Origin of the sequence: Massilia sp. LMS1-1-1.1, assembly GCF_040815535.1 — a bacterium.
In the GTDB taxonomy this organism is placed as follows: domain Bacteria; phylum Pseudomonadota; class Gammaproteobacteria; order Burkholderiales; family Burkholderiaceae_D; genus Janthinobacterium; species Janthinobacterium aestuarii.
This window is the reverse complement of record NZ_JBFPNG010000012.1, coordinates 444472-463611: the sequence shown is the minus strand read 5'-3', so window position 1 is coordinate 463611 and position 19140 is coordinate 444472. Positions and strand designations below refer to the sequence as shown.

The following is a 19140-nucleotide window of genomic DNA, read 5'->3' as shown; positions in this document are numbered from 1 at the left end:
AGACCGCTGATGCGCCCCTGGCTGCGGCGCTGCCTGCTGACCGTGTCCGTCTTTGCGCTGAGCTGGACGGGCGCCATCGCCTACTGGCGCGACAGCACGCGCATGCCGACGCCGGGCGAGCTGGCCGGCGCCATGCTGGCGCTGCCGCTGGCCCTGCTATTCATGCTATGGCTGAGTAAAAAAGTGCTGGCCAGTCTGCTGGCCGGGCCAGTCCTGGCGGCGCCGGGCCCTGCCGCGCCCCTGCAGGCCGATGCGGCGACACCTCCCGCGGCGGCGGTGCCGCTGCATATCGTGGCCGCCAGCCTGCGCATGCCGGGCGGCGCCACGCCGTCAGAATTGCTGGCCGCCATGCGCTCGCGCCAATGCCGTCCAGCGCTCGACGGCCAGTTGCTCGATGCGGACGGCTATCCCCTGCTGTGCGCCAGGGTAGACGGCATCGACGAAGAACTGCAGCAGCAATTGCTGGCCGCCTGGCTGCGCGAGCATCCGCAGGCCGGCCTGGCCAGCGAACCGTTTCCCTTCAATCCGGAAGACTTGCGCGCGCTGGCCCTGGGCGCCGTGGTGCTGGCCGAACTGGTGGACGAAGCCCTGCAGCATGCGCTGTCGGCAGGCGCACCGGCCTCGCCGGCCAGCGCGCTGCCCATGCTGCGGCTGCACCTGCTGACGCCGGCCTCGTGGAGTGCCGCCCAGCGCCAGGCCGGCGACGCCTGGCTGCGCCACCTGGCGCGCGAGCAGGGCTGGCCGGCGCAGAAATTGCTGCCGGCCGCCGAACCAGCCACAGGGCAGCCGGCGCCGTTTGCGCTGTTGAATGCGCTTGCCGGAGACGCGCCACCGCAGCGGCCCTGCCTGTCCATCGTGCTGGCTTGCGATTCGCACCTGGGCGAGCTGCGCGTGCATGCACTGGCAAGCCAGGGCCAGCTGTTCAGCGCCGCTCAGGCGAACGGACAGATCCCCGGCGAAGGCGCGGCCGGCCTGCTGCTGGCCGGCCCTGACGCAACGGCGCCGCTGGACGAGGCGGCGCCAGTGCTGCTGCACCGCGCCGCCACGGGCGAACTGCCACAAGGCGCCAGCCGGCGCGGCGAAACGGACAAGAACCTGCTGGCGGACCTGGGCCGGCAGGCGCTGGCCGCAGCCGGCGACGATGCGGCGGCCGGCATCGTGCTGGTCAGTGCCGATACCGACCAGCGCGCCCCCCGCATGCTCGAACTGATGCAATGCGCCGGCGCCCTCTTGCCCCAGCTCGACCTTGGCGAACAGGTGCTGGGCGTCGGCGCCGCATGCGGCCAGTGCGGCGCCGTCACGACACTGGCCGCATTGGCCATGGCGCGGCAAGCGGCGGCCGACGATGGCGCGCAAGTCTTATGTCTCAGCAACCTCGATCCACTCCAGCGCGGCGCCCTCGTCATTGGTCCGCCTGCGGAAAGCAGTCACAGCACCACCTGATACGGCGACGTCCCCTCCACGCACATTAACGGTTTGCACACTACAAAATTATGATGCAACGATTCTGGCACTCCCTGACCTCACGCACCAGCCTGATCATCCTCGGCATCGCGGCCGCCGTCCTGCTGGTGTTCGCCTGCGCCGTCATTTTCGACTGGCCGGCCGCCCGGCTGCTGCCCTTGCTGGCTGCGGCGGCGCTGCTGGGCGCCATCGTGTGGTGGCTGCGACGCCGCCGGCGCCGGCGCGAGGGCGCCAGCTTCAACAGCATGCTCGAGCAGCAGGCGGCCGGCGCCGCGCCCAAGGCCGGCCTGGTGCAGCGCGAGGAAACCGAAGCCATCCGCAAGCGCATGCTGGAAGCGATCAATACCATCAAGACATCGCGCCTGGGCCAGCTGTCGGGCGATGCGGCGCTGTATGAACTGCCCTGGTATATGATCATCGGCAATCCCGCCGCCGGCAAGAGCACGGCGATCGCCAATTCGGGCCTGCAGTTTCCTTTTGTCGACAGCAAGATCGTGCAAGGCATGGGCGGCACCCGCAACTGCGACTGGTTTTTCACCACCGACGGCATCCTGCTCGATACGGCCGGGCGCTACGCCATCAGCGATGAAGACCGCGCCGAGTGGTTCGGCTTCCTCGCCCTGCTGAAAAAACACCGCAAGCGCGCGCCGATCAACGGCATCATCATCGCCGTCAGCATTGCCGAGCTGACCGGCAGCAAGCCCGAATTCGCCATCGAACTGGCCAAGAACCTGCGCCAGCGCGTACAGGAACTGACGGAGAAGCTGGAAGTCCATGCGCCCGTGTACGTGGTATTCACCAAGGCCGACCTGATCACCGGCTTCAGCGAATTTTTCCACGATGCCGAGCGCAGCGAACGCGACAAGGTCTGGGGCGCCACCCTGCCCTACAGCGTCAACAGCTCGAAGCAGGACGTGCTGGAGCAGTTCGACCAGCGCTTCGACGAGCTGTACGATGGCCTGAAGGACCTCAGCCTGGCCAACATGTCGCTGCTGGGACGCGAGCGCATGCCGCCCGGCGTCTTCACCTTCCCGCTGGAATTCAGTTCCGTGAAGGGGCCGCTGCGCGCCTTCATCGCCACGCTGTTCGAGGAAAACCCGTTCCAGTTCAAGCCCGTCTTCCGCGGTTTCTATTTCACCAGCGCCCTGCAGGAAGGCGCTTCCGTCTCCGCCTCGTCGGAACGGGTGGCGCAGCGCTTCGACCTCAAACCGCAGCAGCAGGAACACAAGACGGTCCAGGTGCAGGACCAGCACGGCTACTTCCTGCTGAACCTGTTTCGCAAGGTGATCTTCGCCGACAGGGAGCTGGTGGCGCAATACGCCAGTCCACGCAAGACGCGCTTGCGCTATGCCACGTTTTTCACCGCCATCGCGCTGGCCGGCCTGGCGCTGGGCGGCTGGAGCTGGTCCTACCTGGCCAACCGCCAGCTGGCGGCCAATGTCCAGGCCGACCTGGAGCAGGCCATCAAGGTGCAGGACAAGCGGCTGGACCTGCAGTCGCGCTTCCAGGCCCTGGAAATCCTGCAGGACCGCATCGAGCAGCTGGAATCGTACCGCAGCAAGCGGCCGCTGGCGCTCAGCCTGGGCCTGTACCAGGGTGACTTGCTGGAACGCAAACTGCGCGAAGAGTATTTTTCCGGCCTCAAGGAAGTCATGCTCGCGCCGGTGGCGCAGTCGCTGGAATCGTTCCTCGCGGAAGTGAACGCGGGCGCCGACCGGCTGCAGCCGCTGGCGGCAGTGCCGGCCGGCACGACGGCCACCACCACAGTCAGCCCGGCGGCCAGCACCACAGGCCAGCCCTTCAAGGATGCCGCGCCGACGAACGTGGAAGATGCCTACAATGCCCTGAAAACCTACTTGATGCTGGGCGACAAGTCGCGCGCCGAAGCCGGTCACCTGAACGACCAGCTGACCCGCTACTGGCGCGGCTGGCTCGACGCCAACCGGGGCAACATGCCGCGCGAACAGATGATCCGCAGCGCCGAGCGCCTGATCTCGTTCTACCTGACGCAGATCGACGACCCGTCCTGGCCGCAGATCGAGAACCAGCGGGCCCTGGCCGACCAGTCGCGCGACAGCCTGCGCCGCGTGGTGCGCGGCATGCCGGCGCGCGACCGCGTGTATGCGGACGTGAAGGCGCGCGCCGCCACGCGCTTTCCGTCGATGACGGTGGCGCGCATCGTCGGCGAGCAGGACAAGGAACTGGTGCTGGGCAGCTACGCCATCCCCGGCACCTTCACGCGCGACGCCTGGGAAAAATACATCCAGCAGGCATTCCAGGAAGCGGCCAACCGCGAACTGCAAAGCGCCGACTGGGTGCTCAAGACGGCGTCGAAGGATGACCTGACCCTGGAAGGCAGCCCGGAACAGATCCAGAAGGCGCTGGTGGAACTGTACAAGACCGATTACGCCAGGGAGTGGCAGAAATTCATCCAGGGCGTCAGCATCCGCGAATTGAACGGTTTCGACAATGCGGCGCAGGCGATGAACCGCCTCGGCGATCCGCAAGCCTCGCCCCTCAACAAGCTGATCGAGACGGTGTACCAGGAAACCTCGTGGGACAACCCTTCGCTGCTGGGCCAGGGCTTGCAGCGGGCACAGCGCGGGGCAATGGACTGGTTCCGCGAAACGGTGCTGCGCCAGAAACCCGCCGCCACGGTGGCGGGCCAGGCCGGCGGCGCCATGCCGATGGGCCCTGTCGGCCGCGAATTTTCCGGCGTGGCGCGCCTGGTGGTGGCGCGCGACAAGGAAGCGTCGCCCATGCGCGGCTACCTGGCGGCCCTGTCGAAGCTGCGCGTGCGCTTCAACCAGATCAAGAACCAGGGCGACACGGGTCCCGGCGCCAAGCAGCTGATGCAGCAGACGCTCGACGGCAGCGGTTCGGAACTGGCCGACGCGCTGAAATACGTGGACGAGCAGATGCTGACCGGCATGAGTGACCAGCAAAAGCAGGCCATCCGCCCGCTGCTGGTGCGCCCGTTGATGCAGACCTTCGCCGTCATCATCAAACCCACCGAGACGGAGATCAACAAGGTATGGCTGGCCCAGGTACTCGAACCGTTCCAGAAAACCCTGGCGCCGAAATATCCGTTCGCGCCCGACTCGCGCATCGAGGCGAGCAATGCGGACATCGGCCAGGTATTCGGCCCGGAAGGCGCCATCGCCAAGTTCTTCAACACCACCATCGGCCCGCTGGTGGTGCGGCGCGGCGACGCCATCAGTGCCAGGACCTGGGCCGCGATGGGCATCACCCTGGCGCCGCCGGTGGTGGCCAGCCTGCCCGGCTGGGTCGCGCCGCTCAGCGCCAACGGCGTGGCCACGGCGGCTGGCGCCGCCGAAGCGCAGACGCGCTTCGACCTGCAGGCGCTGAGCGCGCCCGGCGCCACCGAATACACGATCGAGATCGACGGCCAGGCGCTGCGCTGGCGCGGCCAGCCGCAGCCCTGGGTGCACATGGTCTGGCCCAACCCGCAGGGCGTGCCAGGCTCGCGCATCAGCGCCATCACGCCGGAAGGACGCACCGTGGTGCTGCTGAACGAACCCGGGCATTTCGGCCTGAAGAAGATGATCGATTCGGCCAGGCGCACGCGCAAGGAGGGCGGCGTATTTGAACTGAGCTGGGAAAACAGCGGCGTCACCGTGACGGCCAACCTGAAGATCGTGGCCGCTGCCGCACCGGCGCCCGCCTCCGCCGGCAACCAGGGTTTCCGTGGCCTGAAACTGCCGGAATCGGTAGCCATCGGCGCGCCCGAAACGGCCACCGCCATCGCCGGGAACACGCCATGAGCCGCCCTACCGCTACCCAGATCGGCTATTTCGGCAAGATTCCCAGCCGCGGCGACTTCATCAAGCACGGCGACAACCCGGCCCTGCTGAAGATGCTCGACGACTGGCTGGCCAACGCCATGGAGCTGATGACGGCCGATGCACGCTGGAAGCTCACCTACGATGCGCTGCCGCCGCTGCATTTCGCCTTCATCGGCCCGCGCCGCGGCCGCGCCATCGCCGGGCATATCGCCGCCAGCAGCGATGCCTCGTCGCGCCGCTTTCCCTTCCTGATGATGGGCGCCATGGAAGTGGCGCAGCCGGCCGGCTTCGTGCCGACCAGTCCGCTGGTACTGTCGCGCCTGTGGAACCGCCTCGATGCCATGAGCGCCGAGATGTGCGGCGCGGCGGCCGGCGCCGCGCTGCCGGCCGCCGCCGCGGGCGCCAGCATCGAACTGGACTTGCGCGGCAGCGCCTACGAGGCCGCCTTCGACGACTTCCTCGGCCTGCAGACGGTGGGCGCGCTCGACGCCCTGCTGGCGCCCACGGGTTTTGGCGGTTCCGTGCGCCAGGTGCTGCTGGCCCTGGGCATGCTGCTGCAGCCCGTCATGGCCAGCAGCTCCAGCCGGCTGGAAAAAAGCCTGGAACTGCCGCTGCCGGCCGATCCGCTCTACCGCAACCTGGTGGCGGCCTTCTGGATGCACCTGATCGCCCCGTTCCTGGCGCGCGCCGACTTCGAACTGGCGCTGTTCATCACCCGCATCCGCGGCCGCCATGCGCTGGTGCTGGGTTTTTGCGGCGCCTCGGCGCAAACCCTGCACGCCATCATGGAACCACAGGCGGCGCTGGAGCACCATATCGCCTTCGACGACCTGGCCTGGGTCGAGGAACAGGCCGACAGCGACTACGCCATCAAGAAAGCCTCGACCTATCTGGCGCAGGCCAACCTGTCACTCAAATCGGCGCACGACACGTTCCGTGCGGCCTTCATCGGGAGCTGATCATGCACATCCGCCTTGCCCTCCTTCTCGGCCTCGCATGCGCGCTGGCCGGCGCCAATGCGCAAAACGCCGCCGCGCCGGCGGCCGCTGTCTCGGTACCGGCCGCCGCCACGCCGCAACCGGGCCAGGTACTGGCCAGCGGCACGGTGCCGGACGAAGCGGCCAAGGCGGCGGTGCTGGTGCGCCTGCGCGAACTGTATGGCGCCGACAAGGTAGTCGACCAGATCGCCGTCGGCCAGGTCGCGCAGCCGGCAAACTGGAACGCCTATGTGCAAAAGCTGCTGACGGCGGACCTCAAGCAGATCCGCCGCGGCCAGCTGAAGATCGAAGGCAGCGTAGTCAGCGTGCGCGGCGAAGTGGCCAACGAGGCGCAGCGGCAAAAGATCGCCAGCGACTTCGCCACCAGCCTCAATCCCACGTACACCGTCAACAACGGCTTGCGCGTGTCCGCCTCCGAGCAGAACATCCTCGACGGCGCACTGGCCAACCGCACCATCGAATTCGAGAGCGGCAAGACCACGCTGACGCCGTCGGGCCGCGCCATCCTCGACGAAATGAGCGCGGCGCTGCACAAGCTGGCGGGCCGCAAGGTCGACATCATCGGCCACACCGACAACCTGGGACTGCGCGCCAGCAACCAGAACCTGAGCCAGGCGCGTGCCGAGGCGGTCAAGACCTACCTGGCCGGCAAGGGCATCGACGGCGACCTGCTCAGCGCTTCCGGACAGGGCCCGGACCGTCCCATCGCCAGCAATGACAGCGCCGACGGCCGCGCGCGCAACCGCCGCATCGAATTTCGCATGGTCCAGTAAGACCGCGCCGCCCCGAGCAAACCATCCGCCCCACTGCCGAGAACACACATGATTTCAGCCGACCAGCTCCTGCTTCCCATCAGCGCCGAACAGCCATGCGGCGTCGACCTGTCTTTCTCCACCGACTTCGACGCCATCGGCCAGGCGCGCAAGTTCGACGACCCCACCCTCGACCAGGGCGAGTGGGTCACCGACTTGAAGGAAGCCGACTGGGCCTTCGTACTGCAGCGCTGCGCCGCCCTGCTGGGGGAAAAGAGCAAGGACTTGCGGCTCGCCGCCTGGCTGACCGAAGCCAGCGCCAGGCAAGACCATCTGCGCGGACTGGGCGAAGGCTATCGGCTGCTGGCGGGCCTGCTGCGCCAGTACTGGGACCTGGGCCTGTACCCGCAGCCCGATGGCGACGAGCACGAGCAGCGCATCGGCAACCTGAGCTGGATCCTGGCGCGCACGCCGTCGCTCGTGCGCGCCATGGCGCTGACGGACAAGCAGTCGGGCGGCTGGTCGACGATCGACTTCGAGACGGCGCGCAAGCGGGCCGCCAGCAACCAGGACGGCGTCAACGGCACCAGGCTGGTGGACATGGAGGCGGCGCGGCGCGGCACGTCGGCGCAGTTCCGCGCCGCTTTTGCGGCCGATGCCCAGTTCTGCCTGGACGCGCTGGCCGAACTGGAACAGGCCGCCGATAGCCGCCTGGGCAAGGACAGCCCGGGCTTTTCCATGGCGCGCGAAGCGCTGCAAACGATGCAGCTGGCCCTGCCGGCCGCGGCCAGCCCTGCCGCCAGCGTCGCGGCCGCACCGGTGCCCGCTGGCAGCCAGGCGGCGGTGGCCGCCGTGCCGGCGCTGCCGCCGGCGGCGCCCGGCGAGCTGCACAGCCGCGCCCAGGCGCTGGCGCAGCTGCGCCAGGTGGCGCAGTACTTCCGCCAGACGGAGCCGCACAGCCCCGTCTCGTACTTCGCCGACAAGGCCGCCAACGCGGGCGAGCAGAACCTGCACGAATGGCTACGCGGCGTGGTCAAGGACGGCGCCTCGCTGGCCCACATCGAGGAGCTGCTGGGCATCGCGCCCGGCAGCGGCCACTGAACCGGTTTGGCGCCTATTTGATCGTATACCGGAACTGCCCCTGCTTGCCGGCGCTGGCCTTGATACGGCTGATGCCCTGCCCTTCCGCCATGCGCGCCAGCACGGCTTCGGCGATCTCCGGCAGCAGGCTGCCATTGAGGATATTGTCGACATTGCGCGCGCCCGAATCGACTTCGGTGCAGCGCGCCAGCACCGCCTCGACCAGCGCCTCGTCGTAGATAAACTCGGCCTGGTGATTGGCGGCGATGCGGGCGGCGATGCGGCCCAGCTTCAAGCCGATGATACGGGCCAGCACGTCGTCGCCGATCGGATAATAGGGAATCACCTTCAGGCGCCCCAGGAAAGCGGGCTTGAAGACCTTCAGCAGTTGCGGGCGGATGGCCAGCTCGAGCTGCTCCGGCGTCGGCAGCTGCTCTTGCGGCAAGTTCAGGCACGCCTGCATCATGGTGGCCGACGCCACGTTCGAGGTCAGGATGATGATGGTATTTTTAAAATCGATCTCGCGTCCCTCGGCATCGTCCATCACGCCCTTGTCGAAGACCTGGAAGAACAGCTCCATGACATCGGGATGCGCCTTTTCCACCTCGTCGAGCAGCAGCACGCTGTACGGATTGCGGCGCACCGCCTCGGTCAGCACGCCACCCTCGCCATAGCCGACATAACCGGGCGGCGAACCCTTCAGCCCCGACACGCTGTGGGCTTCCTGGTATTCGCTCATGTTGATGGAAATGAGCTTGCGTTCGCCGCCGTACAGCACGTCGGCCAGCGCCAGCGCCGTTTCCGTCTTGCCGATGCCGGACGGGCCGACGAACAGGAACACGCCTTTCGGCTTGTCGGGGTCGTCCAGGTTGGCGCGCGCCGTGCGCACGCGCTGCGCCACCGCCTCGATCGCGTGGGGCTGGCCCAGCACGCGCTCCTGCAGCAAATCTTTCAGCCGCAGCACGGTCTTGAGTTCATCCTTGACCATTTTGCCCAGCGGGATGCCGGTCCAGCCGGCGACGATTTCCGCCACCACGTGGCCGTCGACCTGCACCGGCACCAGCGGCGTCTCGCCCTGCAGCGACGCCAGTTCGGCCTGCAGCGCCAGCAGCTCGCGCCCCTGCCCCGCGTCGGCCGGCGTGCCGTCCTCGAGCTGGCGGCGGATCGCCTGGATCTGTTCCGACAGCGTCTTTTCGCTGTCCCAGCGCGCGGCCAGCTGCGCGTGCTCCTGCGTGGCGGCGCCGCGTTCGGCGTCGAGTAGCTGCAGCCGCGCGCCATGGCGGGCGCCGCCGCTCTCCTCGCGCGCCAGGGCCGATGCTTCCGCATCGATGCGCTCGCGCCGGCGCGCCACGCTGTCGAGCAGGGCCGGCGTGGCGCTCTGCCCCAGCGCCACCCTGGCGCAGGCCGTATCGAGCACGCTGATGGCTTTGTCCGGCAGCTGGCGGCCCGCGATGTAACGGTGCGACAGGCGCACGGCCTCGGTGATGGCCTCGTCGAAGATGCGCACCTTGAAATGCTGCTCCATCAGCGGCGCCATGCCGCGCAGCATGGCGCATGCCAGTTCTTCGCTCGGTTCCTCGATCTTGACGACCTGGAAGCGGCGCGCCAGCGCGGCATCCTTTTCAAAATATTTTTTGTATTCGCCCCAGGTGGTGGCGGCAATGGTGCGCAGCTCGCCGCGCGCCAGCGCCGGTTTCAGCAGGTTGGCCGCATCGTTCTGGCCGGCGCTGCCGCCGGCGCCGATCATCGTGTGTGCCTCGTCGATGAAGAGAATGATGGCGTGCGCGCTCTTGCCCACTTCAGCGATGACGTTTTTCAGGCGGTTCTCGAACTCGCCCTTGACGCTGGCGCCGGCCTGCAGCAGACCCATGTCCAGCGTATGGATCTCCACGCCCCGCAGGATGTCGGGCACGTCGCCCTGCACGATGCGCAAGGCCAGGCCCTCGACCACGGCCGTCTTGCCGACCCCGGCCTCGCCCGTCAGGATGGGATTGTTCTGGCGCCGCCGCATCAGGATGTCGATCGCCTGGCGAATTTCCATGTCGCGCCCGATCACGGGATCGACCTTGCCGGCGCGCGCACGCGCCGTCAGGTTGACGGTGAACTGGTCCAGCGCCGGCGTTTTCGACGCCGCCGCCGCGCCGGCCAATTCCCCAACGGGATCGCCGCCGGCATCGCTCGCTTCCTCCTGCCCTGCGGCCGCCACGCCGGCTTCCTGCGAACCCTCGGTCAGCTTGTCGAGCCCGTGCTTGATCTCGTCGAGCTTGAATTCATGGAACAGCGCCGAACCCCGGTAAGCCAGCTGCGCCAGTTCCGGCTCGGTCAGCAGCGCCTGCAGCAGGTGACCGCTGCGGATGCTCACCTGCCGCCCGGCCCGCAAATCGAGCGAAGCGATCAGCCAGGCATGCTCGAACAGCTTCGGCAGGCGCACGGAAAACACGGGCGTGCGCGTGTTGCCCGTCTGCAGGCGCGCCACTTCGGCGCGCAAATCCGCTTCCAGCATGCTCACGCTGACGCCGCTACTGCGGGCAATCAGCACGAAATCGCTGCGCGGCTGCTCCAGCAACGCGAGGAAGACGTGCTCCAAGTCGACTTCATACTGCCCCAGGCCGACACAAAGGCTGGCCGCGCGCGTGGCGGCCGTGCGGCAGGTGTCGTTCAACTTGCTGATCAATGTTTTCAGGTTGATGCTCATGGGGAGGCGGTCCTTGTCGGGTGATGGTTGGCGAAATCGGTGAAGTGGCGCGCTCAAGCCAGCGCATGCAGTTCATAGCGGACATCGGCGCGGTCGCGCGCCTCGCCGCCGGTGATCAGAAAACTGTCCCAGCCCAGCCGCCCGCCGCTGCCCGGCACTGCCAGCGCAATGCCCTGCACGTCGGCGGCGCGCAGCACCAGCTGCACTTCGTATTCCAGGGTCAAGCCGGTAAACATGGCGAGCATCTTCTCGAGCGCGAGGGCGGCCGCGCCGCCCGGCAGGAACGCGTCGAAGTGGCAGCGTGCCAGCGGGCCGATGGTCAGCCGCAGGCGCAGGTCGCGCTGCCACACGCGTGCGCCGACCATGGCGGTGGCGCCCAGCAAGGCGTTGCTGCCGCCCAGCGTGCTTTGCTGCTCGCGCGGCACGTCGTACCAGCAGCCGACAAACTGGCTGACGGCGATGCGCTGGCCGAAATACTCGGACAGCACCTGGCCGATCAGCACGGCAGACGGCGGCCGGTGGCGCATGGCGGCGGCGAAAAAACCCACCGATTCATCGAGCACGCCGGCGCCGTCCCCGGCCAGGCGCTGGCGCAGCGAGGCGTTGCCCAGTCCCGCCAGCGACAGCAGCAGCGGCAGGAACTGGTCCTTGCCGTCGAGCTGGTATTTGAGCTCGAGCCGGTACTTGCGCCACGCTTCATAGAACAGGGCCAGGGCACGGTTCGAAAACGTGTCGAGGAAGGCGCGCGGCCCCTCGTCCTTTTCATACAGCTGGTGCGTGGCGATGCGTTCCGTATAGTGCAGCGGCAGCGCGCCGGCGACGCCGAGAAAGCCCATGAAGGCCGGCGTGACGCGCACGTATTTCAGCTGCCCGCCGCGCAGCGCCGCGCCCAGGGCGCTGGCGTCTGTCGCCAGTTCGCGCGGTTCGGGCGCCAGCGCTTCGAGCTGGCTGGGGGCGAAGTCGAGCGAGATGGAATTCTGGAAGCGCAGGAAACTGGCCACCGCATCATCGTGCGGCAAGCCATTGCGCCTGAGCCACAGCTCCAGCATGCGCACCGCCTGGAAGTACTGGAAGCGGCACGGCTGGGCAAACAGGCGCTCGATTACACTAGGCTCGAATCGCCGCTGCGTGGTTTGCATCGCCACAGCTCCTCTCCTGATTTTTTGGCCAGCACCACCAGCTGCGTGAAGCTGTTCGCATGCACATACAAGCCCAGGAAGCACTCGATCACGTGCGCAAAGGCGTGGATGCCGCTGCCGACGAAGGCCTCTTCGTCTATCGTCAGCCGCACTTCGACGCCGCGCACCAGGCAGGCGAAGGGATTGCCCGGCAGCCAGGCATTGACGGCCTGGTGGGCGATGGCGGTGATGCCGCGGATTTGCCGCTGCGACGTGGCCGAGCGCGGCAAATCGTACAGGGTCAGCATTTCCTGGAACGCTTCCAGGCCGCTGCCGGCCAGCGACAGGTGATTCAGCGACAGATGCGAAATCAGACGCCAGTGGGCGCCACGTCCCCGTTCGAAACGGTGCGACTCGCTGGGTTTGCGCAGCAGGCTGATGCTGCGCACGCTGGAACCGCCTTCGAGGAACAGGTCGCCGCCGTGCAAGCCGTAGGTCAGCTGCGCCGGCAAGTCGCGGTTGGTGCAGCTCAGCTCCAGGCTGAGCGTGTCCGTTTCCACGGCGGCCGGATCGAAATCGATGTCGACGATCGAGATCTGCGTTTCGTAGCCGGGACTCTTGCCGGCGATGATCTCGTCGCGCCGCATGACCCAGTAGTGGCCATCCCTGGCCGGCGACTCGCCATGACGCAGCGAATAGAACGGACGGAATTCCACCACGGATTCGCCCTGCGGCGTCTGCCGCACCAGTTTGACCGAGTCGATGGACTGCACCTCGAACGCATAGGCGCGGCGCGCATCGGCCAGCACGGGATAGCTGGCGGCCGTGTGCGTGAGGCGGATAGGCTCGCCGCGCTGGCGGAACAGGTTGACCACCGGCGTGCAGCCCAGCAGCAGGTTGTGCGTGTTCATCGTCCCCAGCAGGCGCGCCGTGTTCGAATCGGTGCGCAGGCCGCTCAGCGCCAGGTGCAAGGTGATGCGGCGGCAGCCGGCCGGCAGCGCGGCGCACAGCGCGCCGAGGTCGATGTCGAAAAAATTGAATTTCTCGGGAAAGCAGAAATACTCGGTCAGCAGCCGGTAGGCCGGATGCGAGCGGGCAGAAAACGGGATCAGCGCATCGTCCTCGGCAAAGCCGGCGCTGCGCACGGGAATGCCGTCGAGCGGGACCCAGCTGCCGCTGCCGTCCGCCTCCGCGTAAGCTTTCACGGTGCGCATGAACAGGGCGTCGCGCAGCGCCGCGCAAAACGAAGGCTGGCCATCGATGAACACGCGCAGCGAGGCCAGTCCCAGCTGGCCCAGCGCCAGCTGGGCGGCGCTCGACTCGATGGTGATGCGTACGCCCGAGGTGGCATTCGCCGGCAGCAGCACCTGTTCCGGCGCCTCGATGATGGCGCAAAACGCCGCGTGCGTGAGCGCCAGCGGCGCCACCGTCACGGGGTAGGCCGTGCGGAAGGTGCAGGCCACGCCTTTCACGGGACGCGTCGTCAGCTCCGTGCCGCGGGCGATTTCGGCAGGCGCCGTCAGCTGCGCCGCCGCGGCGCCGCTATCCATGCGCGCGATCGAACACGAGGGAAACGGCCGCAGGTAATGCGGGTACAGCACTTCGAACAGCGCTTCGGTAAACTCGGGATAATCGTCGTCGATGCGTTTCGAGATGCGCGAATTGAGCAGCGCGAACGACTGGATCATGCGCTCGATGTGCGGGTCCTCGCACACCTCGCCGCCCATCAGCAGGCGGCCGGCGATCTTCGGGTAGCGCTCGGAAAACTCGCGCGAATAGCGGCGCAGGAAACCCAGTTCGCGCTCATAGTAGGGCAGCAATTCTTCCAAGGTCAGGCTCCCGTGGACGCGGCGCGGCGCCCTTTGCTGATCGTGTAATGCAGGCTGGAAGGCTGCAGGATGGCGTCGAAGCTGACCGGTTCGTGCGCCGCATGCACCACCAGCAATGCGCTGATGGCGAAATTGAGGCGGTTGATCGAGCCCTCCTCGATTTCCAGCGATGCGCGCACCTGGCGCAAGCGCGGCTCGTGGCGGGCGATGGCCTTTTCCAGGCACTGGCAGATATGGGCACGGTCGTCCGTGCTCGACAGGCTAAGCCCGGCGAAATCGTTCAAGCCGTACGTGATGATCGACTTGCCGCACTCGGGAAAGGGTTTGAGCAGCGCCTCGGGCAGCACGGCGCGCGTGTTGAGCAGCGCTTCGAGATCGCGCGCCACGGTGTCCTTCAAATCCTCGAGCGAGAGGCGCGAGACGGTGCCGCTGGAGGCGCCGTGCACGGGCGTATCCATCAGGCGGTCGAACAGGCCCGGCGTAAAACCTTTCATGGGCTTTCCGTTTCATGGGTGGCGTGGACACTGCGGCCGGCGGCCAGGAAAACCAGCGGCGGCAGCGCGCCGCTGGCGTACGCGGTCGGATACGATCAAGCCGTCTTGTTGGCCGACAGGTCCCAGCCGCCAGAGGTGTTACCGCCCGAACCGCCACCCACTTTTTGCTGGGTGTACTTCCACTTGACCTTCGAATACTTGAGCGCCAGGTCTTCGCCGAGAATGTCGCCCGCGGCCACCGATGGCGCCACGCTGCTGATCATCACGTTCTCCAGTTCGATTTCGAAGTACTTGATGCGTTCGCCCTGGCCATCGGCGCGCAGGAACTCGAGCTTGGCTTTCGGGATGGTCTTGCCGGAGGAGCAAGTTTGCAGCAGCAAGGGGCTGGCGAGATCGGCCATCTTGGCGATGACGATATCCTTGTGCTCGGTACGTTCGGCGGTATGGCCGCCACCCGTCGAGGCGGTCGCCGATTTGGGTTGCAGCACTTGCCACTGGACCGACTTGCATTCGATCCAATCCTTGTGGCTGTTATCCGTGGATTCGCCCTTGATGCCATCAATTTGCAAGTATACGTCGATTGCCATGTTATTCCTTTCAATAGTGTAAAGAAAAATACATTACGATTTGGTCGACTGCGGAAGCTCCGCGACCAAACGGAGTGAAACGGACAATTCGTCCAGCTGGAAATGCGGACGCAAAAAGGACACGGCGCGGTACACGCCGGGCCGGCCCGGCACTTCCGCCACCTGCACCGAAGCTTCGCGCAGCGGAAACTGGGCTTTCTGTTCCTGGCTGGCGTTATCGTCGAGCAGCACGTACTGCGTCAGCCAGCGGTTGAGGAAATCTTCCACGTTGGAGGCGGCGGCAAAGCTGCCGATCTTGTCGCGCATCATGGCCTTCATGTAATGGGCGATGCGCGAGACGGCAAAGATGTATTGCAGCTGCGCCGACAGCACGGCGTTCGCGTTGGCCGCGTCCGTATTGTATTTTTTCGCCTTCTGCGCCGACTGGGCACCGAAAAACGCGGCATAGTCGGTGTTCTTGCAGTGCACGAGCGAGATGAAGCCCAGGTCGCTCAATTCCTTTTCGCGGCGGTCCGTGATGGCGATTTCGGTCGGGCATTTCAGCGCCACCTCGCCCTCGTCCGTCTTGAAGGTATGCGTCGGCAAGTCTTCCACCAGGCCGCCCCCTTCCACGCCGCGGATCGCCGCGCACCAGCCGTAATCCTCGAAGGCGGCCGTCAGCTTGGTGCCGAAAGCGTAGGCGGCGTTGCACCACAGGTATTTCTGGTGATCGGTGCCATCCACGTCCTCGACGAAATTGAAGCCGTCGACGGTGGCGCCATCGAGCGGATTGAACGGCAGCCGGCCCAGGAAGCGGGGCAAGGTCAGCCCCACGTAGCGCGCGTCTTCCGATTCGCGCAAGGATTTCCACTTCGCATACTCGACCGTATCGAATACCTTGGCCAGGTCGCGCGGTTTGCCCAGGTCGCTGTAGCTTTCCAGGCCAAACAGTTCCGGCGACGCGGACGAGATGAACGGCGCGTGCGCGGCGGCGGCCACATGCGACATCTGTTCGATGAAATACATGTCTTCGGGCTGGCGGCTGAATTCGAAGTCGCCCAGCAAGGTGCCGAACGGCGCGCCGCCAAAGGTGCCGAATTCCTCTTCGTAGACCTTCTTGAACATGGTCGACTGGTCGAACTCCAGCGCGCTCTGGAAATCCTTGACCAGTTCGCGCTTGGTCGCGTTCATCAGCTTGATTTTCAGGTTCGTGCCGGTGGCCGTGTTCTTCACCAGGTAATGCAAGCCCGTCCAGCTGCTTTCCAGCTTCTGGAATTCGGGCGCGTGCATGATGGCGCTGAGCTGCGCGGAAATGAGCTGGTCCAGTTCGGCCACGCGGGCGTCGATGGTGGCGGCCAGGTTGTTCGACACCACCACCGTGCCATCCATGACCTGGCTGACCAGTTCGGAAATGAGATCCTTGGCGCGGGCGTGTTCGACGCTGGACTTGGCCACCTTGCTCTGCTCGACGATCTGGTCGAGCAAGTCGATTTCGGCGGTGCCGGCAGCGCTCAATGCGGGGGTCAGTTGTGCGGACATATCAATCTTTCCTGACGTGGGAATGTTGTTCCAGCTGGGCCAGTTTTTCCGTGCTGTTGAGCACGTCATTCAGGATGTCTTCCAGCTTGTCGTTGCCGGCCAGCTTGTTGCGCAGGTCGGCCAGCTTGGTGCGCGCCTCGAGCAGCTTGCGCAGCGGCTCGACCTGCTCGACCACCGCTTCCGGGCGGAAATCGGCGATCGAGCGGAATTTCAGCTCGACGCCGAACTGGCCGCCACCGGCGCCCAGTTCATTGGGCACGCGATAGGTGGCGCGCGGCTCGATGCCCTTCATCACTTCATCGAAATTGTCGCGGTCGATATCGACGAACTTGCGGTCCTTCAGGCGCTTCTGCTCGAGTTCCGAATTGCCGCCGAAATCGCCCACCACGCCCACCACGAAGGGCAGCTCCTTGTTTTCGATGGCGTCGCCGATCTCGACGTCATAGGTCATCTGCACGCGTGGCGGGCGTACCTTTTGCAAGCGCTTCTGCACACTATCTTTTTTCGACATGACATCCCCTTCCCAAATGTTGGCGGCATCGGCGATGCGCCTGTTGAACTGCGGCGTACCTGTGCCTGGCTGACTACTTCAGGGCATTGAATGGATTGGCGCTGCCCTCATCGGCAGCGCGCTTGCTTGGCTGCTTGCGGGCTTGGCGCACGGGCGGCTTGTCCGGCGGCGGCACCAGCACGGTTTCGCCGAGGCTCTCGCGCAGCAGCTTGGCCAGATCCTGCGATTCCGCGCGCAGCGGACCGGACAGGTTGTTCTGGCGGCTCAGGTCAGCCAGCGCCCGCGTCGACAGGCGCAGTCCGCTGATGGCGATCACGCTGTTGGCCAGCTTGTCGGCAGGATCGCGCACCAGCACTTCCTGGGCATTGAGAATGGCTTCGCCATACTGGCCCGCATCGTAGCGGCTTTGCGCCATGCGTACCCAGGGCTGCTTGTCGGCGGGCGCGGCGGCGGCGGCCTCCTGCCACAGCGCCAGCGCCGCCGCCTTGTTGCCCGTATCCACCGCCTGCGTGGCCTTGGCCATCAGCTCCTCCAGCGTCGGCGGCGCCACGACGGTTGGCGGTTTGGCCACCGGCGCCGTACTGCAGGCGCCGAGGGCAAAAGCACAGGTGATAACGGCAAGAGTGCGTAGCGAAACCGAGCGTGTCATGTTGAGCGTTCCTTCAAAAAAGAAGACCGTTTTTGACGACTGAAAAGTTGCTTTTTATAGTTGTTAATTGTTTATTTTTCGGAGCGTAGCATGATTTGAAAATTTACTGCGTTCAATAGAAAATACGCGAAAACTCACACTACTGAGGCTAAAAACGTACAGTACGCACCATTCCTCAAGATAATGTTAAGGTTCTTGCAGTTGCGAAAAAAGCACCAAGTTGCGCGATGCGAAGCATGTTTTTCAGTCGCCGCCGCGCGCCTCACTGTGTCTGGCATAGAGGGCAATTCATGAGCATGGCAAACAAATTGTTATGGGGCGAAGGCCTGTTCCTGCGGCCCCAGCATTTCCAGCAGCAAGACCAGTACCACGAACAGCGCCTGCACGAGAGCGTCAAGGCATTGCACCCGTATGCGTGGGGGGTGAACCAGCTGCAGATCGACCGCGATGCGCTGGCCAACAACAGCTTGCGCCTGCTGGAACTGTCGCTGGTCTTCCAGGACGGCGAAATCTACAATGCGGCCGGCGGCGATGAACTGCCCGAGGCGCTCGACCTGGGCAACTTGCCGTCGTCGCTGCAATCGGTGACCTTCCACGCCGCCTTGCCGGCCTTCAAGCCATTCGGCGGCAACTTCGCCGCCAGCGGCCAGTCCAACAACGCGGCGCGCTACGCCCAGGCCAATCTCAGCACGCCGGACCTGTACACCCAGGCCGCGCAGGCCGAACTGACCTACCTGAAAAAAACCCTGCGCCTGGTGGCCGATTCCGAACCGCGCGATTCCTACGTCAGCTTCCCCCTGCTGCGCCTGCGGCGCCTGTCGACGGGCGGCTTCGAGCAGGATCCGGCCTTCGTGCCCCCCAGCCTGTCCATCCGCAGCGCGCCCCTGCTGTTCCTGCAATTGCGCCGCCTGATCGACGCGCTGCAAGCCAAGGTCAATGCGCTGTACGGGCATCACCGCGAGCCGAGCAAGAGCGTGATCGAATTCCGCTCGGGCGACATGTCCTCGTTCTGGCTGCTGCATACGGCCAGCGCGGCCTACGCCTCGCTCAGCCACTACTACCATCATCCGGCGCTGCATCCGGAGCGGCTGTACGAACAGCTGCTGGCCCTGGCGGGCGGCTTGATGACATTTTCAAGAAGCCATGCGCTGGCCGACCTGCCGCCATACCGGCATGCCGATCCCGGCCCGCCGTTCGCCCAGCTGCACGCCATGATCCGCGAATTGCTCGACACCGTGATCTCGTCGAAATACTTCGCCATCGCGCTGACGGAAACCAAGCCGTCCTACCACCACGGCAAGCTGGACTCGGAAAAGATCGACGCCAAGACGGCGTTCTACCTGGGCGTGTCGGCCGACATGGCCGGTGTGGAACTGGTCGACGTGGTGCCGCTGCGCTTCAAGGTGGGCGCGCCGGACGACGTGGAAAAGTTCGTCCTGTCCGCCCTGCCCGGAGTGCGCCTGCAGCACGCGCCGCAGGTGCCGGCCGCCGTGCCGGTGCGCCCCGACATGTTTTACTTCACCATCGAGGCCAAGGGCCAGATGTACGAACGCATGCTGCAGGCGCAGTCGCTGCTGGTCTATGTCCCTTCCGGCATGCGTGAACTGAAACTCGAACTTGTCGCCGTCACTTCCTGAGG

Annotated in this window: 14 protein-coding genes; 6 read left to right on the top strand and 8 right to left on the bottom strand. The window is 65.9% G+C overall.

The window, feature by feature from the left end:
* Positions 1–9: 9 nt before the first annotated feature.
* From MRBLMS1_RS12035 to tssA, 5 genes are read left to right on the top strand one after another with little or no spacing between them, the layout of a single operon-like run.
* Positions 10–1443 (top strand): hypothetical protein, encoded by a 1434-nt coding sequence (locus tag MRBLMS1_RS12035; protein ID WP_485879540.1) that lies wholly within the window; start codon positions 10–12, stop codon positions 1441–1443.
* Between the two features lie 53 nt (positions 1444–1496).
* Entirely contained in the window at positions 1497–5249 is a 3753-nt protein-coding gene (gene tssM / locus MRBLMS1_RS12030; protein WP_485880078.1) for a type VI secretion system membrane subunit TssM, read from the top strand.
* Positions 5246–6229 carry a type VI secretion system-associated protein TagF gene (gene tagF, locus MRBLMS1_RS12025; protein WP_139091258.1) on the top strand — a complete coding sequence of 328 codons (984 nt, stop codon included), beginning with the start codon at positions 5246–5248 and terminating at the stop codon, positions 6227–6229. Before tssM ends, tagF begins: the two co-directional genes overlap by 4 nt.
* 2 nt (positions 6230–6231) lie before the next feature.
* Entirely contained in the window at positions 6232–7041 is an 810-nt protein-coding gene (locus tag MRBLMS1_RS12020; RefSeq protein ID WP_485879539.1) for an OmpA family protein, read from the top strand.
* Positions 7042–7089: 48 nt separating this feature from the next.
* Positions 7090–8121, top strand: a complete 1032-nt coding sequence (gene tssA, locus MRBLMS1_RS12015) for a type VI secretion system protein TssA (RefSeq protein WP_485879538.1) — start codon at positions 7090–7092, stop codon at positions 8119–8121.
* A 13-nt stretch (positions 8122–8134) separates the two neighbouring features.
* Here tssA and tssH read toward each other — a convergent pair whose 3' ends face one another.
* From tssH to MRBLMS1_RS11975, 8 genes are all read right to left on the bottom strand, one after another.
* Positions 8135–10795 carry a type VI secretion system ATPase TssH gene (gene tssH / locus MRBLMS1_RS12010; protein ID WP_485879537.1) on the bottom strand — a complete coding sequence of 887 codons (2661 nt, stop codon included), beginning with the start codon at positions 10793–10795 and terminating at the stop codon, positions 8135–8137.
* A gap of 53 nt (positions 10796–10848) precedes the next feature.
* The gene (gene tssG, locus MRBLMS1_RS12005) at positions 10849–11934 is read right to left on the bottom strand and encodes a type VI secretion system baseplate subunit TssG (RefSeq protein WP_485879536.1); all 1086 of its coding nucleotides are present in this window, start codon (positions 11932–11934) and stop codon (positions 10849–10851) included.
* Positions 11898–13742 (bottom strand): type VI secretion system baseplate subunit TssF, encoded by a 1845-nt coding sequence (tssF, locus tag MRBLMS1_RS12000; protein ID WP_139091263.1) that lies wholly within the window; start codon positions 13740–13742, stop codon positions 11898–11900. The genes tssG and tssF overlap by 37 nt, the downstream gene beginning before the upstream one ends.
* A gap of 2 nt (positions 13743–13744) precedes the next feature.
* Positions 13745–14236: a type VI secretion system baseplate subunit TssE gene (gene tssE, locus MRBLMS1_RS11995; RefSeq protein ID WP_058047868.1), complete on the bottom strand. Its 492-nt coding sequence runs from the start codon at positions 14234–14236 to the stop codon at positions 13745–13747.
* Positions 14237–14331: 95 nt separating this feature from the next.
* Positions 14332–14823, bottom strand: a complete 492-nt coding sequence (locus MRBLMS1_RS11990; RefSeq protein WP_035817450.1) for an Hcp family type VI secretion system effector — start codon at positions 14821–14823, stop codon at positions 14332–14334.
* Positions 14824–14856: 33 nt separating this feature from the next.
* Positions 14857–16341 (bottom strand): type VI secretion system contractile sheath large subunit, encoded by a 1485-nt coding sequence (gene tssC / locus MRBLMS1_RS11985; RefSeq protein WP_139091264.1) that lies wholly within the window; start codon positions 16339–16341, stop codon positions 14857–14859.
* Position 16342: 1 nt separating this feature from the next.
* Entirely contained in the window at positions 16343–16852 is a 510-nt protein-coding gene (gene tssB, locus MRBLMS1_RS11980) for a type VI secretion system contractile sheath small subunit (protein WP_058047866.1), read from the bottom strand.
* Between the two features lie 73 nt (positions 16853–16925).
* Positions 16926–17501 carry a hypothetical protein gene (locus MRBLMS1_RS11975; protein ID WP_485879535.1) on the bottom strand — a complete coding sequence of 192 codons (576 nt, stop codon included), beginning with the start codon at positions 17499–17501 and terminating at the stop codon, positions 16926–16928.
* Between the two features lie 290 nt (positions 17502–17791).
* Between MRBLMS1_RS11975 and tssK the strand changes: the two genes are divergently transcribed.
* A complete protein-coding gene (gene tssK / locus MRBLMS1_RS11970; protein WP_485879534.1) occupies positions 17792–19138 on the top strand; it encodes a type VI secretion system baseplate subunit TssK in 1347 nt (448 codons plus the stop codon).
* The last annotated feature ends 2 nt before the right edge of the window (positions 19139–19140 follow it).

What these genes read in the sequence shown, in the direction of transcription:
- tagF (WP_139091258.1), top strand. Translation starts at nt 5,246, where the DNA reads ATGAGCCGCCCTACCGCTACCCAGATCGGCTATTTCGGCAAGATTCCC.
- MRBLMS1_RS11975 (WP_485879535.1), bottom strand. Translation starts at nt 17,501, where the DNA reads ATGACACGCTCGGTTTCGCTACGCACTCTTGCCGTTATCACCTGTGCT.
- tssC (WP_139091264.1), bottom strand. Translation starts at nt 16,341, where the DNA reads ATGTCCGCACAACTGACCCCCGCATTGAGCGCTGCCGGCACCGCCGAA.
- tssM (WP_485880078.1), top strand. Translation starts at nt 1,497, where the DNA reads ATGCAACGATTCTGGCACTCCCTGACCTCACGCACCAGCCTGATCATC.
- MRBLMS1_RS11990 (WP_035817450.1), bottom strand. Translation starts at nt 14,823, where the DNA reads ATGGCAATCGACGTATACTTGCAAATTGATGGCATCAAGGGCGAATCC.
- MRBLMS1_RS12035 (WP_485879540.1), top strand. Translation starts at nt 10, where the DNA reads ATGCGCCCCTGGCTGCGGCGCTGCCTGCTGACCGTGTCCGTCTTTGCG.
- tssB (WP_058047866.1), bottom strand. Translation starts at nt 16,852, where the DNA reads ATGTCGAAAAAAGATAGTGTGCAGAAGCGCTTGCAAAAGGTACGCCCG.
- tssK (WP_485879534.1), top strand. Translation starts at nt 17,792, where the DNA reads ATGAGCATGGCAAACAAATTGTTATGGGGCGAAGGCCTGTTCCTGCGG.
- MRBLMS1_RS12020 (WP_485879539.1), top strand. Translation starts at nt 6,232, where the DNA reads ATGCACATCCGCCTTGCCCTCCTTCTCGGCCTCGCATGCGCGCTGGCC.
- tssH (WP_485879537.1), bottom strand. Translation starts at nt 10,795, where the DNA reads ATGAGCATCAACCTGAAAACATTGATCAGCAAGTTGAACGACACCTGC.
- tssA (WP_485879538.1), top strand. Translation starts at nt 7,090, where the DNA reads ATGATTTCAGCCGACCAGCTCCTGCTTCCCATCAGCGCCGAACAGCCA.
- tssG (WP_485879536.1), bottom strand. Translation starts at nt 11,934, where the DNA reads ATGCAAACCACGCAGCGGCGATTCGAGCCTAGTGTAATCGAGCGCCTG.
- tssE (WP_058047868.1), bottom strand. Translation starts at nt 14,236, where the DNA reads ATGAAAGGTTTTACGCCGGGCCTGTTCGACCGCCTGATGGATACGCCC.